The following is a 14446-nucleotide window of genomic DNA, read 5'->3' on the forward strand; positions in this document are numbered from 1 at the left end:
GCGTCCAGACGCCCAGCGGGTGCGGTGGCGACCGGAATGGTCGTCGTCGCGCTCGCGGCCTGTGCTCCGGTGCAGCATCCGACCGGAAGCGCAACGCACATCGATGATTTCGGCACCCCGGTGGGTAGCCAATCGGTGCGCGAGGGTGGCGAGTTGGTAATGGGTCTATCCTCGGAGCCCGACCGGCTGGATCCGACCACGTCGAGTTCGCTTTACACGCGCTACGTGATGAACTCGATTTGCGAAAAGCTTTACGACAACAACGCGGCGGGCCAATTGGTTCCGCAGTTGGCCACCGCGCTGCCGGATGTCTCGCCGGACGGGCTCACGGTCACCATCCCGGTGCGCACCGGTATCAAATTCGCCGACGGCACCGAGTTCGACGCCGCGGCCGTGCAGACCAGCCTGCAGCGGCATCTGTCGATGAAGGGTTCGCAGCGCACCAGCGAGATGGGTCCGATCGCGAGCATCGAGACGGCCGATCCCGCGCATGTGGTGCTGAAGTTCAAGAAGCCGTTCTCGCCCATCACGGCCGCGCTGGCCGATCGCGCGGGGATGATCATGTCGCCTGCGGCGATCAAGGAGCGCGGCGACAACTTCGGCGATCACCCGGTATGCGTCGGGGCGTTCAAATTCGTCGAGCGGGTGCCGCAGACCTCGATCGTGGTCGAGCGCGATCCGAACTATTACGACGCGAAGAACGTGCACCTGGACAAGATCACTTATCGGATCATGTCGGATGCGAATATCCGTGCGGCGAACCTGCGTTCGGGTGATATCCAGGTGGCCGACACCATCTCCCCGCAGGATGTCGACGCGCTGGTGAAGAACAAGGGGCTGCACCTGTTGCAGTCGAGTTCGCTGGGCTACCAGGGCATTACGCTCAATATCGGCAATGTCGACGGCGTCGGCAAGCCGACCAAGCAGATCGACACACCGCTGGCCAAGGATCCGCGGGTGCGGATGGCGTTCTCGCTGGCCATCGACCGGCGCCAGCTGGTGGACGTGGTGTTCAACAACTGGTTCGAGCTGGCCTGCTCGCCGATCTCGCCGCAGAGTCCGTTCGCGACACCGGACGGAACCGCCTGCCCCGCATACGATCCGCAGAAATCGCGGCAGCTGCTCGCCGAGGCGGGCGTGCCGATTCCCTACCCGGTCAAACTGCAGGTGACCAACCAGCAGGACCAACTCCGCTACGCGCAGGCGTTGCAGGCCAGCGCCGCCGAGGGCGGATTCGATATCAAGGTCGTGCCAACCGAGTACTCGACGCTGTTGGACGTGCAGAAGAGGGGCACGTTCGAGGCGCTGTACCTGGGTTGGTCGGGCCGCCTCGATCCGGACGGCAACATCACCAGATTCCTGCAGACCGGATCGGGCGGCAACTACGGCGGGTACAGCTCGCCGAAACTGGATGATCTGCTCGGGCAGGCTTCGCGCACAACGGATGTCGCCAAGCGCGCCGAGCTGTACGGGCAGGCCGTGCAGATCATCCAGCAGGACAACCCGTACCTGTACACCTATCGCATTCGGGTCCTCACCGTGCATTCCACGCGGGTGACCGGCATCGAGGCGTATCCCGATGGCGTCATCAGGCTCGGCAAGGCCGCGTTCACAGCGGATCAGAAGGGCTGAAAACCGTTGTTGCAGTACTTGTTCCACCGTTTGTGGCAATCCGCGGTGACGCTGGTCATCGCATCCATCGTGGTATTCCTCGGCGTGCGCGCCCTACCCGGCGACCCGGCCCGCGTGATGGCCGGTGAGCAGGGCGATCAGGCGGCCGTCGACGCCATGCGCGAGAAGCTCGGTTTGAACCGGCCGCTGCCGGTCCAGTACTGGGAATTCGTAAAGCACGCGCTGACAGGCGATTTCGGCCGGTCCATCCGGACGGGAACGCCGGTGCGCAGCATGATCGGACAGACCCTGCCGGTCACCGTCCAGCTGGCGGTCTACGCCATGCTGGTCGCGATCCTGGTCGGCGTCATCGGCGGTGTCGTCGCCGCGGTCTACCGCGGGCGCTGGCCGGAATGGGCCGCCAACGGCGTTTCGCTGCTGGCCCTTTCGGTGCCGACGTTCTGGCTCGGCATCCTCGGCGTGCTCTACCTGTCCGTGCAGCTCGGCTGGTTCCCGGCCTCGGGATACGTTTCGCCGCTGCACGATCCGGTGCGCGGCGTCTACTTCCTCACCCTGCCCGCGGTGATCCTCGGCATCACCCACGCCGCGGTGATCCAACGGCAGACCCGCTCGTCGATGGTGGAAACGCTCACCGCCGACTTCGTGCGCACCGCCCGCGCCAAAGGGCTCGGCCGCGGCGCGGTGATCTTCCGCTACGGGCTGCGCAACAGTCTCATCGTGGTGACCACCATCGTCGGTGTGCAATTGGGCCTGCTCATCGCGGGCGCGGTGGTCACCGAACGCATCTTCAGCCTGCCCGGCATCGGCAAACTGACCCTGGATTCGGTGTTCAGCCGCGACTATCCGGTGATCCAGGCGGTCATCCTGGTGATCACCACGTCATACATCGTGATCAACCTGCTGGTCGACGTGCTGTACACGGTGATCGACCCGCGCGTTCGAGTGTCCGGGAGGGCACGATGACTCTGGTCGAAGACCCGAAAGTTCCCGAGGACCCCAAAACTCCGAAGAAGAAGGACACCGTGGCCGAAACGGATGCGGCGGGTTCCGCGGTGAGGGCGGAATCCGCTGCTGCCGATGCGGCGAACAAGTCCGGCAGCGACTCGGCGAAAGCGGATGCCCCCGAGGCGGATTCGGTTGCCGGACCGGAATCCGCTGCCGGGGTGGGCGAGTCCGCCGCCGAGGCGAGTTCCGTTGCGATCGCGACGGATCCGATCGTGGCCGAGGCCGACGCCGCGGCGACGAAGGCGGCCGAGACGCCGGTCCCGCCGATCGCGGACCGCCGCCGGATCCTGCGCCTGCTGTGGCACAACCCGCTCGGCATGATCGGCGCGGTGCTGCTGCTGATCGTCGTCTTCATCGGCGTATTCGCCCCGCTGCTCGCGCCGTACGCACCGGCCGCGGTGCACTTCTCCACCCCGTTCCAGCGCCCGGGAACCGAAGGATTCGCCTTGGGTACCGACGATCTGGGCCGCGACATCCTGTCCAGGGTGTTCTACGGCACCAGGGCCTCGCTGGAGGTCGGCGTGCTCTCGGTGCTGTTCGCGGTGGTCATCGGCGTACCGCTGGGCTTGCTCGCCGGGTACTGGCGCTGGCTGGACACCGTGCTTTCGCGGGTGTCCGACGTGCTGCTCGCCTTCCCTGCGATCATCATCGCGGTGGCGCTGACCGCGATCAACGGCGGCGGGCTCACCGACGCCGCGCTCGCGCTCGGCATCGCGCAGGTGCCGGTGATGATGCGGGTGGTGCGCGCGGAAACGTTGCGGCTCAAGGAGACCGACTTCGTCATGGCCGCACGCACCATGCACGTACCGTCGTGGCGCATCCTCGGTGAGCATGTCCTGCCGAACGCGCTCGCGCCGATCATCGTGCAGGCCACCGTCATCATGCCGACGGCGATCATCGGCGAGGCGATCCTGTCCTTCCTCGGGCTCGGCATCAAACCGCCGGCGCCCAGCCTCGGCATCATGCTGTCCGACGCCCAGCAGTATCTGCTGCGCACGCCGTGGCCGGGCATCTTCCCCGGTGTGGCGCTCGCGCTGATCTGCTTGGGATTCAACCTGTTCGGCGACGCCCTGCGGGACGCGCTCGACCCGAAGACCAGTCGCTGAAAGGTTCGGTCATGAGTGAGCCTCTTTTGGAGATCCGCGATCTTCAGGTGTCCTTCGGCAATGTCTCGGCCGTGCGCGGCGCCGATCTGGTGATCGCGCCGGGCGAGCGGGTCGCGGTGGTCGGCGCCTCCGGATCCGGGAAATCGACCATGGCGCATGCCATCATGGGCCTGCTGCCCGGATCGGGCCGAATCACCGGCGGTTGCGTGCGCTGGCGCGGCGAGGACATCACCACGGTCGGGGAGAAGCGGCTGCGTCAGCTGCGCGGCCGGGAAATCGGTTTGGTGCCACAGGATCCGATGTCGAACCTGAACCCGGTGTCGCGGGTCGGCACGCAGGTGTCGGAAACCCTTCTGGCCCACCGAGTTTGCGATCGCCGCACGGCGAAGGCCCGGACCATCGAACTGCTCGGCCAGGCCGGGCTGCCGGATCCGGCGCGGCGGGCCAAACAGTATCCGCACGAATTCTCCGGCGGCATGCGCCAGCGCGTGCTGATCGCCATCGGATTGGCCTGCCGCCCAGACCTGCTCATCGCCGACGAGCCCACCTCGGCACTCGACGTGACCGTGCAGCGGCAGATCCTCGACCATCTCGAGGAGTTGACGAAGGAGCTCGGCACCGCACTGCTGCTGGTGACGCACGATCTCGGCCTCGCCGCCGAACGGGCGGACCGGGTGGTGGTGATGTCGGACGGCCGCGTCGTGGAAACCGGTCCGGCGCGCGCGGTGCTCACCGATCCGCAGGAGGAGTACACCAAGCGATTGGTGGCCGCCGCGCCCGCGCATTCGGGACCGGGCCGCCGGGCCGAATCGAATGACGCCGCAGCGGATTCCGGCACCGCGAAGCAGCAGGCGGGCAACGGCAAGAAGAAGTCCGGGCGCAAGGCCGGTCCCAAGAAGGCACAGCCTGCCGAGAAGTCCACGCCGATCCTGGAAGTCACGAATGTGACCAAGGAGTACCGGATCCGGGGCCGCGGCGGGGTGCTGCGCGCGGTGGACGATGTCACGTTCACCATCGGCCGCGGCCGCACCACCGCGATCGTCGGCGAATCCGGTTCCGGCAAAACCACAACGGCCCGAATGATTCTCGGGCTGGTGCCCGCCACCTCCGGCACGATCCTGCTGGACGGCACCGAGGTGATCGGGCTGACCGGTGATCGGCTGCGGGCGGCGCGGCGGGCCATGCAGCCGGTGTTCCAGGATCCGTACGCCTCGCTGGATCCCATGTGGACCGTCGAGCGGTTGATCGCGGAACCGTTGCGCGCCTTCGGTGTCGGCGATCGGGACAGCCGTCGCAAGCGGGTCGCCGAACTGCTGGATCAGGTCGCGCTCTCGGCGGCGTTGGCGCACCGGTATCCGAACGAGCTGTCCGGCGGTCAGCGCCAGCGCGTCGCGATCGCGCGAGCGCTGGCGGTGGAGCCGCGCCTGGTGGTCTGCGACGAACCGGTCTCGGCGCTGGATGTTCTTGTGCAGGAACAGATTCTGGCCTTGCTGTCCTCGCTGCAGGATCGGCTCGGGTTGAGCTACCTGTTCATCTCGCACGACCTCGCCGTCGTGCGCGCGCTGGCGCACGAGGTCCTGGTCATGCGCGAAGGACGGGTCGTCGAACAGGGCCCGGTCGACACCGTGCTGAACGATCCGGCGGACAGCTACACCAAGCAGCTGCTCGACGCGATTCCCGGTGTCGGCGTTCTGGTTTGACGGATCACCTCGCCGGTTCACCCCGGCGAGGTGCCAGCTCGGCCGCCGCAGCGGGATCGACCACCCGCTGTTCGCCGGTCAGGGTTCGAGTTCGGGCAGGTGGGTGAGGGCCTGTTCCAATGCGGAGGCGAAGTCCATCTCCGGGTTCTCGGTCCAGTCGAGGCCGACCATCAGCATGATGCCGAAGGCGGCGCCGCTGTAGGCGCGGATGCGTGGGTCGGCGGGGTCGCCGCCGCGTCGCTTCGCGGCCTGTTCCGCTATGACGGCCATGGATTTCCGGATGCTGCCGAGGCTGGCGCCCCACAGTTCGGGCACCGAGAGGATGAGGACGAGCCGGTCGCGTTGCACCGCGAGCTCCTCGTCGGTCATTTCGGCGAGTATGTCATGAATCGCCTTGTGCTCGGCCTGATTCGGCGCGAGGTCGGGCGACTGGCCACGCATCATCACCTCGAAGACGTGGTCGTAGTCGCTGTCGATGACCAGATCCTGTTTCGTCGGGAAGTAGCGGAAGACGGTGCTGGGCGCGACCTCGGCCGCGGCCGCGACCTGTTCGACGGTTGTCGCGCCGTAACCCTGTTCGCGGAACAGTCGCACCGCCTCCCGCTGGATCGCGGCCTTGGTCCGCGCCTTCTTGCGTTCCCGCAGACCCTGGGCCGGGGGCATGTCGTCAGACGGCTGGCTGCTCATGCTCCGATTGTGCGATCCGGTCCGGCGCCGGACCAACCCGGCGCGGCAGCAACAGCACGGCAAGTGCGGCGCCGAGGATGCCGAGCCCACCGGAGACCAGCAGGATCGTGCTCAGCCCGTGCACGAACGCCGAGCTCACCGCATCGGCGAGCGCAGGCGAATTGATCGCCCTGGCCACCGACAGCCCGCCGAATACGCTCTCCCGCACCGCATGTGCCGCCGCATCCGGTACACCGGCCAGATCGAGCCGGTCGCGGTAGGCGGAGTTGAGCAGCGAGCCGAGTACAGCGGCGCCGAAGCTGCCGCCGATGGTCCTGATGGACTGGTTGACGCCGGACCCGACGCCCGCGTTATTCGCCGAGAGTGCGCCGAGCGCCGCGTTCATCGCGGTCGGTAGGCCGAGGCCGAGACCGAGACCGTAGACGGCGGTCCAGATCGCGGCGAATCCGGTGCCGCTGTGCACATCCATCAGCGTGCCGACGCAGAGCCCACCGGCCAGCAGCGCGAAGCCGAGGCCGACCGCGGCCTTCTGGCCGATCGCCGCGGCCGACTTCTCCGCACTCGACAGCCCGGAAAGCATGCCGATCACCATGGGCAGCAGTCGCAGCCCGCTGCCCATCGCGTCGGTGCCGAGGATCGCCTGGTAGTACTGCGGCATCGCGAACAGCACGCCGAACATGGTGAAGTTCACCACGGTGCCCAGGACGGTGCCCGCGCTGAAACCTCCGGTGCGGAACAGCGAAAGATCGACGATGGGATCATCGATCCGGTTCTCCCACAGCACGAATAGCGCCAGCGCCGCCGCGCCGCCGATCAGCGGCCAGTACGTTTTGGTTGCGCCCCAACCACTTTCGCCCGCCTGGATGACGCCGTAGGTCAGCGCGGCGAGCGCGCCGCTGGACAGCGCGATGCCGAGGTAATCGATGCGCTTCGCCGTCCGCGAGCGCGATTCCGGCAGCCACATGGCGACGGCGAGCAGCGCGAGGATCACCACCGGCACATTGATGAGAAATACCGAGCCCCACCAGAAGTGGTCCAGCAGCAGCCCACCGAGGATCGGCCCGATCGGGAAGGCCAGCATCGCCGCGCCCGCGACGGCGCCGATCGCCTTCCGCCGTTCCTCCTCCGCGAACATCACCGGCAGCAGCGCCAGGATGGTCGGCATCAGCGCCGCCGCGCCGAGTCCGAGCAGCACCCGGGAGGCGATGAACGTGCCGGGTGAATCGGAGTACGCGGCGGCGATCGATGCCGCGCCGAAGATCACCAGCGCGGTGAGCAGCACGCGTTTGCGCCCGAAGCGGTCGCCGAGCATGCCGGACGGGATCATGCCCGCCGCGAAGACCAGCGTGTACGCGGTGATGAACCACTGCAGGTCGGTGGTGGTCGCGTGCAGATCCTCGGCCATGGCCGGTAGGGCCAGGTTCAGGATCGTCACGTCGAATCCGATGACGAGCGAGGCGAGTACGAGTGCGCCGACGGCCCACCACCGGCGCGCTCCGAGGTCAGACATGAAACTCAACTCCCTTGTGAGTGTCTAACTTCTAATCGGAGTGAACTCCGATTTTTGGAGCATAGACCCGGAGCGGCTGGGTGCGGAAGTGTGACTGTCGCGACCTACGCGGGCGGCAGCGGCAGCACGGTGAGGTGGTAGTCCTCCCGGATGCGGCCGTCCTCGTCGAGCAGCAGAAAGACGCGGGCGGCCCATGCGGCGTCCCCGTCGGCGACCAGCTGCGATGTGAACGTCACGATGTCGTCGTGCACCGTGACGTCGCCCGCACCCACGACGGTGAAATCACCGGTGGCGACGAACTGCAGATAGGCCTCCGTGACCCGGTTCGTGAGCTCGGCGTAACCGCGGAATTGGACGCCGCCGTCGACGAATTCGACACCGTCGGGCGTCCACAACTGCTCGACCAGCGCGCGACGGGCGCCCGCATCGGGCTCGTTCCACACCTCGACATAGCGGGCGACGATGCGGTCGATATCGAGTGCGGTCTCGGTCATGATGGGATTCCTTTCTGACTCGGCCGTTTTCGGCCGCTGGAGAAAGGTTCGGCGGTGCCGTCACCGCAGAGTCAATGCCGATACCGCACCGAACTCTCCCGTAGGGGGAGCCAGCAGAATGTGGGCATGATCGCGTATCTGTCCATCGGGGATTTCTCCCGCGCGACCCATCTGACGGTCAAAACGCTGCGGCACTATCACCAGATCGGGTTGCTCGAACCCGCGGATGTCGATCCGCACACCGGCTACCGGCGCTACACCACCGACCAGTTGCCGACGGCGCGGGTCATCCGCCGGTTCCGCGACCTCGATATGCCATTGGAAGACGTCCAGGCCGTGCTCGCCGCCCCGGACCTGCCCACCCGCAACGAGTTGATCACCAAACATCTGGCCCGGCTGGAGGACGAACTGGACCGCACCCGCCGCGCCGTCGACTCGCTGCGCGACCTGCTCGAACCGGCCGCACCCGCGGCGGAGGGCATCGAGCTACGCAGTCAGCCGCGGGCCGAGGCCGCCGCCATCGTCGAGGTGATCGACGCCGAGGACTCCGCGACCTGGTTACAGGGCGCGCTCGGCGAGCTGTACGCGACCATTGCCGCACAACGACTTTCGGTCGACGGCCCGGCGGGTGGCATCTTCGCCGACGAGGTCTTCACCCATCACTGCGGCCAGGTCACCATCTTCGTCCCGTGCTCGGCCCGAATCCGTCCGATGGGCCGGGTCACCGCGCTGACCGTGCCCGCGGCCGAACTCGCCGTCATCACCCATCGAGGCGACCCGGCCGAGGTGGACCGCGCCTACGGCAGCCTCGCCGACTATGTGGCCCGGCACGCCCTCGCCGTCGACGGCCCTATCCGCGAGTATTACCTTGTCGGCCAACGCGATACCCACGACGTGGCGCAATGGCGCACCGAGGTGTGCTGGCCCATTTTCCGCACCGCCGCCGGGCGGTGAAATCGGCGCGACCGGTGTCAGTAACCCTTGGCCGGGCGGTTGGTGGTGGTTCGGCGCTCGGTGGCCTTCTCCTTGACGCGCTCGTTTTTCTTCAGCACCGCCGCGTAGCTTTCGCGTTCCCGGATGAGCCACTCCGGCGGGTCGGCGAGGAGGGCGGCGATCTCGTCGGCGGTCAGCGCATCGGACACCTGGGCGCGGGCCAGGCCGCTATTGGATACGCCGAGTTTGCGCGCGACGATATCGCGCGGAAACGGCCCGGTGCGCCGCAGCTCGCGCAGCCATTCGGGCGGATTGGTCCGCAACTCGTCGAGTTGAGCGCGGGTGATCGGCGCGTTCCGGAATTCCGCGGGCGCCGCCGGAAGATAGATGCCGAGCTTGTTCGCCGCCGTCAACGGCTTCATGGTCTGCGGTTTCTTCTCCACGGTCACCGCAACATCCTAGTGGGCGCCGTCTGCACTGCCGCGCACGGCCGTGGCCATCTAGATTGACCGTTGTCACTTGGTCGGGACCGGTGCCTGAGCGGCCCGGCACATTCCGTGCAATACGCTTCGATGAATGAGCCGGTTGGAGTCGATCGAGGTGACGCGCCTGCGCTGGTTCGTCGCCGTCGCGGAGGAACTGCATTTCGCGCGGGCGGCGAAGGCGCTGCGTATCTCGCGGCAGCGGTTGAGCAACACCGTCATCGAACTGGAGAACGAGCTGGGTACGAAGCTGTTCGTGCCGGGCGCCCAACCCACTCGACTCACCGATGATGGACGCGAATTGCTCGGTGAGGCAAAGGAATTCATCGCCCGAGCGGCGGAAGAGTCGGAGCCGGAGGCGGTCACGCTGCGGATCGGGTATGTGCCCGGCGTCACCGTCGCGAAGTGGAGCCGGATCTGGGCCGAGCGCTACCCGGACATCCCGCTGGAGCTGATCCAGCTCGCCGCGGCGGACCAGGAGCGGGCGCTGCGCGAAGGCCGTGTCGACATGTGCTTCGTCCGGCTGCCGATCGACCGTGCGGGCCTGAGCGCGATCCCGCTCTATCACGAGCTGCCGGTCGCGGTGGTCCAGAAGGATCATCCGATCTCCTTGTTCGACGAGATCGCGCTGGCCGATCTGTCCGATGAGACCCGCCAGGATGTCGAAACCGTCGACGCGGCCGCCGGAACCCTCGAAATAGTCGCTGCCGTAGGCGGTTTCGCGATCGTCCCGCATTCGATCGCCCGCCTGCACCACCGCCGCGACCTGATCTACCGCACCGTCACCGATCTGCCCGGCACCGAGGTCGCGCTGGCCTGGCTCACCGACCGCACCACCGAGCAGGTGGAGGATTTCATCGGCGTCGTGCGCGGCCGCTCGGAGCGCAGCTCACGCTCGAAAAACACAGCACCGCAACCTGTTACGAAGAAGCAGGCCGAGCCGAAAAGGAAGGCGCCGGCCAAGCGCACACCGGCGAAGGGACAGCCGCGCCGCCGCGGCCGATGACATCCGAAATACCAAGGCCCGCCGCCGAATACCGAATTCGGCAGCGGGCCCGGCCGATTCAGGCCTTGCAGGTGCCGGTGAACGTCGCGTACGCCTGATCCAGATCGTCGCCGCCGTTCACCGCCTGAACGAACGCATCGATCGCATCCCGCTCGGCATCCCGCGCGAAGATGGATTGCAGTTTGGTGGTGAGCGCCCGCTGGGCGTCGCGATCGAGCCGGTGGTCCGGCGCGGCGATGAAGGCCGAGCGGATCACCTCGCTGGCCATCTCACATGCGGCGGTCTGCGCCTGCGCCGGAGCGGCCGGTAGCGTCAGCAGCGCGCCCGCGGCGATGGCGGGCAGCGCGGCGGACAGAAATTTACGCATGAATTCCCTCTGCGGTGGTGTCGGGTGACGGGCGCGCGTGTGGCGACCGGAAAAGCTTGGATCCGAACGGGTTCCGGTTGTGGCTCAGCCCGCGCAGGCGGCGTTGAACGCGTTGGTCGCCGCGGTCATATCGGCGCTGGCGTCCTCGTCGGTGAGGGCCTTCGCGTATGCGGCTATCGCATCCCGGTCGCCACCGCTGGCATCAATGGCGAGCAGTTTGATCGATAGCGCCTTACCGATATCCGGGGTCAGGTTGCCGCTCGCGGCAGCGACGGCGGCATTGATCGCGTCGATGGCCTGGCCGCATGCGGCCGACTGCGCTTGGGCCGGTACGGCGGGCAACGAGGCCAGGGTGCCGACGGCGGTGGCGGTCAGTAACGCTGCGGACAAAGACTTGCGCATGTATCCCCTCACAGCTGATGTGGTGTGGTCTTGCCGCGCAGCACATTACTGCAGCCCGCGCCCGGAAAACACACGACCGGAACCGTTTTCGCGCCGTGGCGCGGGAAAGCGGTTCCGGTCGTTGGGTTCTGGTTTGCGCTGAGTTAGCGGGGCTTGCGGCGCAGGATCGAGTCGCGGATCAGGACGACCGCGATGGCGGCCGCGATGCCGACGAGGTAGATATCCTCGACGTGGCCCTTCTGGTTACCGATCAGCATGCACAGCAGGATGATCGCGACGATCCAGCCGGCGGTGCGGAAGGTCCGGCGGGATTCGCCGCTCCAACCCCATTCGGCGGAGGGCACCTCGGCGGTATCCACGTGGGTGACGACCGCGCGCTCGTTGTTGGCGGGTTCGATATCCGTGGAGGCCACGATCGCTCCTTAGGTCTTGTCGGTTTCGGGCGCCAGGCGCCGGTTGAGATCAATCGTGGCATACGACCGTCCGTCGTAGCCAGCAGGGGCGGTCTGCGGGGGTTTCCGCGTCGGCCACAATGAGCGGGTGTCCGACATCGTGAGAGTCCTGCTGCTGGGCAGCACCGGTTCCATCGGTACCCAAGCGCTCGACGTGATCGCCGCCAACCCCGACCGGTTCCGCGTGGTCGGCTTGGCCGCGCGCGGCGGCAATACCGAACTGCTCGCCGCCCAGATGGCGGCCACCGGGGTGCGCAACGTCGCGGTCGCCGACCCGGCCGCGGGCGCCCGGCTCGGCGTCGCGCTGAGCGGTCCCGGCGCGGTCACCGAGCTGGTCCACCGCACCGAGGCCGATGTCGTGCTGAACGCGCTGGTCGGTTCGCTCGGCCTGGAACCGACCCTGGCGACCCTGCGGTCGGGCACCCGACTCGCCTTGGCCAACAAGGAATCTCTGGTGGCCGGTGGTTCGCTGGTGACCCGCGCGGCCGCGCCCGGCCAGATCGTCCCGGTGGATTCGGAACATTCCGCGTTGGCACAATGCCTGCGTGGCGGCCGCGCCGACGAGGTGGCGCGCCTGGTGCTCACCGCCTCGGGCGGCCCGTTCCGCGGCTGGACCACCGAAATGCTGGAATCGGTGAACCCGGCCGAGGCCAAGGCGCATCCGACCTGGTCGATGGGCCTGATGAATACGCTGAATTCGGCATCCCTGGTGAACAAGGGGCTGGAGCTGATCGAGACGCATCTGCTGTTCGGCATTCCGTACGACCGCATCGATGTCACCGTGCACCCGCAGTCGATCGTGCACTCGATGGTCACCTTCACCGATGGTTCCACCCTGGCCCAGGCCAGCCCGCCGGATATGCGGCTGCCGATCGCGCTGGCCCTCGGCTGGCCGGACCGGGTGCCCGGCGCGGCCGCCGCCTGCGATTTCGGCACCGCGTCCACCTGGGAATTCGAACCGCTGGACAATGCGGTGTTCCCGGCGGTCGAACTGGCGCGCCGGGCCGGGCAGGCCGGCGGCAGCGTGACCGCGGTCTACAACGCCGCGAACGAGATCGCGGTGCAGGCATTCCTGGACGGCGCGATTCGCTTCCCGGATATCGTCCGCACCATCGCCGCGGCGGTGGACGCCGCCGACCGGTGGCGGGCCGAACCCGAATCGCTCGACGAGGTGCTCGCCGCCGACGCGTGGGCGCGCGAATTCGCCAGACAGTGTGTCGCTGCCTGATCGCCGGGGACCGGACGCGCGGCACGACCATCGCCTGTCAGACTGAAGGCGCGGCGTCGATCCGGGTCCGGTTACTGTGGTCGAGGCGCCCGCGGCCGTACCGGACGCGCGTGTGCTGTCGCGGGTCGGAAACAGCAGGAGGGCTGTAGAGCTAATGGTGTTCGCGTTGGGGTTCGTGTTGTTCGCCCTCGGGATCACGTTATCGATCGCGCTGCACGAATGCGGGCACATGTGGGCGGCCCAGGCGACGGGTATGAAGGTCAGGCGCTACTTCATCGGTTTCGGGCCGCGGATCTGGTCGTTCCGGCGCGGGGAGACCGAGTACGGCATCAAGGCGCTGCCGTTCGGCGGATTCTGCGATATCGCGGGCATGACCGCGCTCGACGAACTGGACCCGGAGGATCTGGACCGGGCCATGTACCGGCAGGCCACCTGGAAGCGCCTGGTCGTCATGGTCGGCGGCATCGCGATGAACTTCGTGCTCGGTTATGTGCTGATCGTCGTGCTCGCCGTCGGTTGGGGGCTGCCGCGCTTCGATCAACCGCCCGCCACCACCATCGGCGCGATGAACTGCACCGCAGACCAGAACCCGGCGAACCTCGAGCTGCTGCCGTGCACCGGCCCCGGCCCGGCTCAACAGGCGGGTCTGCGGCGCGGCGATGTCGTGCACGCCGTCGCCGGTGTGAAGGTGAGCACCTGGAAGGAATTCCAGGCCGAGACCCAGAAGCAGACCGGCCCGTTCAGCTACACCGTCGACCGTGACGGCAAGACGCTGGACATCCAGGTCACCCCGCAGCGGGTCGCCCGCTACGCGGACAAGAACGGCCCGGCCCGCGAGGTGAGCGCCGTCGGCGTCGGCCAGGAATACTACGAGCCGCTGAAATACAATGTGCTGGCGGCGATTCCGGCCGCAGGCGCCTATACGGGCCAGATGGCGGCGCGCACCGTCGAATCGCTGGCGCAGCTGCCGTCCAAGGTTTCGGCGCTGATCACGGCGGTCACCGGCGGTGAGCGCGATGCGGAGACACCGGTCAGCGTCTACGGCGCGAGCAAGATCGGCGGCGAGACGGCCGATCACGGCAAGTGGAATCTGTTCATCCTGGTGCTGGCCAGCCTGAACTTCTTCCTCGGCGCGTTCAATATCCTGCCGCTGCTGCCGCTGGACGGCGGCCACATCGCGGTGGTGCTCTACGAGAAGGTGCGCAACTCGATTCGCGGCTGGCGCGGACTGCAACCGGGCAGCCCGGTCGACTATCTGAAGTTGCTGCCGGTGACGTATGTCTTCGTGGTGATCGGCGGCGCGTACATGGTATTGACCTTGGTCGCCGATATCGTCAATCCGATCCAGCTTTTCCCATAGGTCGCGGGTAGTCTGACCCGGGCAGTCGCGGACAGTTGACTGCCGCCCCGCTGTCATGGCCGTCACAAGGTGGCCCCCTGCC

Annotated in this window: 15 protein-coding genes; 8 read left to right on the forward strand and 7 right to left on the reverse strand. The window is 67.4% G+C overall.

Going from position 1 to position 14446, the window contains the following annotated elements:
• The first annotated feature begins 24 nt into the window (after nt 1–24).
• Genes LGY53_RS40820 through LGY53_RS40835 form a run of 4 tightly spaced genes read left to right on the forward strand, consistent with a single transcriptional unit; the run spans nt 25 to nt 5443 of the window.
• Nucleotides 25–1632, forward strand: coding sequence for an ABC transporter substrate-binding protein (locus LGY53_RS40820; RefSeq protein WP_225732036.1), 1608 nt, complete (start codon nt 25–27; stop codon nt 1630–1632).
• Nucleotides 1633–1650: 18 nt separating this feature from the next.
• Nucleotides 1651–2595 carry an ABC transporter permease gene (locus tag LGY53_RS40825; protein WP_225732070.1) on the forward strand — a complete coding sequence of 315 codons (945 nt, stop codon included), beginning with the start codon at nt 1651–1653 and terminating at the stop codon, nt 2593–2595.
• A complete protein-coding gene (locus LGY53_RS40830; RefSeq protein ID WP_225732037.1) occupies nt 2592–3743 on the forward strand; it encodes an ABC transporter permease in 1152 nt (383 codons plus the stop codon). Before LGY53_RS40825 ends, LGY53_RS40830 begins: the two co-directional genes overlap by 4 nt.
• Before the next feature lie 11 nt (nt 3744–3754).
• A complete protein-coding gene (locus LGY53_RS40835) occupies nt 3755–5443 on the forward strand; it encodes an ABC transporter ATP-binding protein (RefSeq protein WP_225732038.1) in 1689 nt (562 codons plus the stop codon).
• 78 nt (nt 5444–5521) lie between these two features.
• On the opposite strand, the gene LGY53_RS40840 is transcribed toward LGY53_RS40835, so the two are convergent.
• The 3 genes from LGY53_RS40840 to LGY53_RS40850 form a co-directional block, all read right to left on the reverse strand.
• Complete coding sequence (locus LGY53_RS40840; protein ID WP_225732039.1) at nt 5522–6130, reverse strand: TetR family transcriptional regulator; 609 nt, start codon at nt 6128–6130, stop codon at nt 5522–5524.
• Entirely contained in the window at nt 6111–7640 is a 1530-nt protein-coding gene (locus LGY53_RS40845) for an MFS transporter (RefSeq protein ID WP_225732040.1), read from the reverse strand. The genes LGY53_RS40840 and LGY53_RS40845 overlap by 20 nt, the downstream gene beginning before the upstream one ends.
• 104 nt (nt 7641–7744) lie before the next feature.
• Nucleotides 7745–8134: a hypothetical protein gene (locus tag LGY53_RS40850; protein ID WP_225732041.1), complete on the reverse strand. Its 390-nt coding sequence runs from the start codon at nt 8132–8134 to the stop codon at nt 7745–7747.
• A 126-nt stretch (nt 8135–8260) separates the two neighbouring features.
• Between LGY53_RS40850 and LGY53_RS40855 the strand changes: the two genes are divergently transcribed.
• The gene (locus LGY53_RS40855) at nt 8261–9088 is read left to right on the forward strand and encodes a MerR family transcriptional regulator (protein WP_225732042.1); all 828 of its coding nucleotides are present in this window, start codon (nt 8261–8263) and stop codon (nt 9086–9088) included.
• Nucleotides 9089–9105: 17 nt separating this feature from the next.
• Here LGY53_RS40855 and LGY53_RS40860 read toward each other — a convergent pair whose 3' ends face one another.
• Entirely contained in the window at nt 9106–9516 is a 411-nt protein-coding gene (locus LGY53_RS40860; protein WP_225732043.1) for a DUF5997 family protein, read from the reverse strand.
• Between the two features lie 127 nt (nt 9517–9643).
• Here LGY53_RS40860 and LGY53_RS40865 point away from each other — a divergent pair, with 127 nt between their 5' ends.
• Nucleotides 9644–10555, forward strand: coding sequence for a LysR family transcriptional regulator (locus LGY53_RS40865; protein ID WP_225732044.1), 912 nt, complete (start codon nt 9644–9646; stop codon nt 10553–10555).
• A 58-nt stretch (nt 10556–10613) separates the two neighbouring features.
• Here LGY53_RS40865 and LGY53_RS40870 read toward each other — a convergent pair whose 3' ends face one another.
• The 3 genes from LGY53_RS40870 to LGY53_RS40880 form a co-directional block, all read right to left on the reverse strand.
• Nucleotides 10614–10922, reverse strand: coding sequence for a hypothetical protein (locus tag LGY53_RS40870; protein WP_225732045.1), 309 nt, complete (start codon nt 10920–10922; stop codon nt 10614–10616).
• Between the two features lie 84 nt (nt 10923–11006).
• Complete coding sequence (locus LGY53_RS40875; RefSeq protein WP_225732046.1) at nt 11007–11324, reverse strand: hypothetical protein; 318 nt, start codon at nt 11322–11324, stop codon at nt 11007–11009.
• A gap of 143 nt (nt 11325–11467) precedes the next feature.
• Complete coding sequence (locus LGY53_RS40880) at nt 11468–11737, reverse strand: DUF2631 domain-containing protein (RefSeq protein ID WP_167476887.1); 270 nt, start codon at nt 11735–11737, stop codon at nt 11468–11470.
• A gap of 127 nt (nt 11738–11864) precedes the next feature.
• Here LGY53_RS40880 and dxr point away from each other — a divergent pair, with 127 nt between their 5' ends.
• Nucleotides 11865–13004 (forward strand): 1-deoxy-D-xylulose-5-phosphate reductoisomerase, encoded by a 1140-nt coding sequence (gene dxr / locus LGY53_RS40885; RefSeq protein WP_225732047.1) that lies wholly within the window; start codon nt 11865–11867, stop codon nt 13002–13004.
• Between the two features lie 154 nt (nt 13005–13158).
• A complete protein-coding gene (locus LGY53_RS40890) occupies nt 13159–14364 on the forward strand; it encodes an RIP metalloprotease (protein WP_225732048.1) in 1206 nt (401 codons plus the stop codon).
• Nucleotides 14365–14446 lie beyond the last annotated feature (82 nt).

Source organism: Nocardia sp. JCM 34519.1, from assembly GCF_020361265.1.
Taxonomy (GTDB): domain Bacteria; phylum Actinomycetota; class Actinomycetes; order Mycobacteriales; family Mycobacteriaceae; genus Nocardia; species Nocardia arthritidis_A.